This is a genomic window from Bradyrhizobium sp. (genome assembly GCF_016462955.1).
Lineage (GTDB): Bacteria > Pseudomonadota > Alphaproteobacteria > Rhizobiales > Xanthobacteraceae > Bradyrhizobium.
The window spans coordinates 1-2017 of record NZ_JAEMSD010000806.1 but is presented as its reverse complement, the minus strand read 5'-3'; the positions used below and the strand labels follow the sequence as shown (position 1 = coordinate 2017).

Here is a 2017-nt window from a genome sequence, read left to right as displayed (position 1 = left end):
GAGGTCGTCATCGACGCGCTGTTCGACAGCAATGGCTGGGCCCGCTCGTGGCGCGATACCGTCTACGACTTCGTGCATTATCATTCGCAAATCCACGAAGTGATGGGCGTGGCACGCGGTTCGGCCCGGATCGAGTGTGGCGGCGTCAAGGGGCGGGTTCTGAGCTTAAGGGCCGGTGATGTCCTGGTCCTTCCCGCGGGCACCGGGCATCGGCTCATCGAGTCCAGCCGGGATTTTCTCGTGGTCGGCGCGTATCCGGAAGGCGGGACCTATGACGAGTGCACCGACACGCGCGAGCGTCCCGACGCTGCTAACCGCATCGCCAAGGTCCGCAAACCGCCCACGGACCCGGTCCATGGGCGCAGCGGCCCGTTGCGCGAGGCGTGGCGGAAGGAGCGCGCCGGCGCCTAAGCGAAGGCGTCGCATCTCCTGCCGGCGCTCAGCCCAGATAATCCGGCCGGAAATCCGCCAGCTTGCGCAGCTCCTCGGCTTGCAGCAGCTCGATCTCGCTGCCCTCCCAGGCAATCAATCCGCGATGCCTGAGCTCCTGGATGGTGCGATTGGCGTGGACAATGGATAGTCCGCAGGCGTCCGCAACGTGGCGCTGCGTCATCGGCATCTGGAAGCAGCCATCCTTGACAAGGCCGACGACCTCCAGCCTCGCGGCAAGCTCGCAGATGAGATGGGCCACTTTGGGCAGCGCCGCCTGCGCGCCGAGGCGGGCGATCCATTGCCGCGAGATCGCCGCGTCGATCAGCGTCTCGCGCCAGAACGCGCGGGTCAAATGGATCGAGCCGTCGAGCAGCTGCTTGAGCTGGCTGTGCGCGACGGTGCCGACGATGGTCGGCCCGAGGCCGACGAGATCCGCATCCATGGGCGAGACCAGCAGTGTGTGCAGGCACGGCATGTCGCCCGGGACATGGAAGGCGAGGATCTGGCTACGGTCGCCGACGATGCGCGCCTGATAGAGGAAGCCGCTGACGACGAAGACGCAGCGCGAGGCGGCCTCGCCCTGGCGCAGCACGATCTCGCCGTCCGCGACCTGGCGCAGGGTGGAGGGCAGGGCCGCGACCTGCCCGCGTTCGGCCTCGGACAGGTTTTCGATCGCCTGAAGATGCGCGAGAAACTTCGGATGTGGCATGAGCGTAGCAGCGCGATTCAGGCGTCTCGCGGCACTTCGGCGAAGCGCCGCGACAGCTCGGCGAGGGTCCGGTCGGACACCGGCCCGGTGTGGAACTCCCGGATGGCGCGGGCGAGCTCCTGGTCCGACATCGGATGCGCCGGCTCTCGCGGCGTGCCGTTCGGCAAGGCGTCGCTGATGCGATCAAGGTGCTTGCCTCGATCAGCTGTGAACAGATGGCAGATGCGCTCCAGCATCGTGGTGGGACTCATGAGAAGGGCGCTAGGTCCGCTTTCGGGGGAACGGGATGGATGCGACCGCAGTGTCGCAAATCGGTTAGCAACCTGTGCTTCCGTTGTGCGTTCTAGTCCGCTGAATGCAAGCCGGACGTATCATTTGATAGAACCGGTGCGATTTTTGGCAGCGGTATGGATAAAGCCCACGATGTATTGATCCGGAACCTCGGCGAGCACACGGTGCTCGCGGAGGAGGACATCACCGAAATCCGGGCGCTCACCTTCATGCAACGTGATTTCGAACCGAACGAGGACTTCATCCGTCAAGGCGATAAGCCCGAGCATTCCGCGCTCGTCGTGTCCGGCATGGTCGCCCGTTACCATCTGCTCGGCAGCGGGCGACGGCAATATCTGTCGTTCCATCTCACCGGCGACCTGCCTGACGCACAGGGGCTCTTCATCGACGAGATGGACCATGGGCTAAGTGCGCTGGGACCCGCCACCGTCGCTTTCATCGCGCATCGCGAACTGTTCAACGCCTTCCGGCGACGGCCGACCTTCGGCCTCGCCGTCTGGCGCGAGACGTTGCTCGACGCCTCGATCTTTCGCGAAGCCATCACCAACACCAGCGCCCGGCCGATGCAGGCGCGCATGGCCCACC

At 65.3% G+C, this 2017-nt stretch carries 3 protein-coding genes and 1 pseudogene; 2 read left to right on the top strand and 2 right to left on the bottom strand.

Annotated elements, in window-relative coordinates; genetic code table 11:
* A pseudogene (locus tag JHD07_RS38640) lies at nucleotides 1-411 on the top strand (cupin); the annotation flags it as partial.
* Nucleotides 412-439: 28 nt separating this feature from the next.
* On the opposite strand, the gene JHD07_RS38635 reads toward JHD07_RS38640, so the two are convergent.
* Nucleotides 440-1141 carry a Crp/Fnr family transcriptional regulator gene (locus tag JHD07_RS38635; RefSeq protein WP_291631786.1) on the bottom strand — a complete coding sequence of 234 codons (702 nt, stop codon included), beginning with the start codon at nucleotides 1139-1141 and terminating at the stop codon, nucleotides 440-442.
* A 17-nt stretch (nucleotides 1142-1158) separates the two neighbouring features.
* Nucleotides 1159-1392 (bottom strand): hypothetical protein, encoded by a 234-nt coding sequence (locus JHD07_RS38630; protein ID WP_291631783.1) that lies wholly within the window; start codon nucleotides 1390-1392, stop codon nucleotides 1159-1161.
* 156 nt (nucleotides 1393-1548) lie between these two features.
* On the opposite strand from JHD07_RS38630, the gene JHD07_RS38625 reads away from it, so the two are divergent.
* Nucleotides 1549-2017: Crp/Fnr family transcriptional regulator (locus JHD07_RS38625; RefSeq protein WP_291631782.1), on the top strand; the 469-nt coding region annotated here is incomplete at its 3' end.

Bases quoted from the DNA above. Each gene is read 5' to 3' on its own strand.
- JHD07_RS38630 (WP_291631783.1), bottom strand. From the start codon at position 1,392: ATGAGTCCCACCACGATGCTGGAGCGCATCTGCCATCTGTTCACAGCT.
- JHD07_RS38635 (WP_291631786.1), bottom strand. From the start codon at position 1,141: ATGCCACATCCGAAGTTTCTCGCGCATCTTCAGGCGATCGAAAACCTG.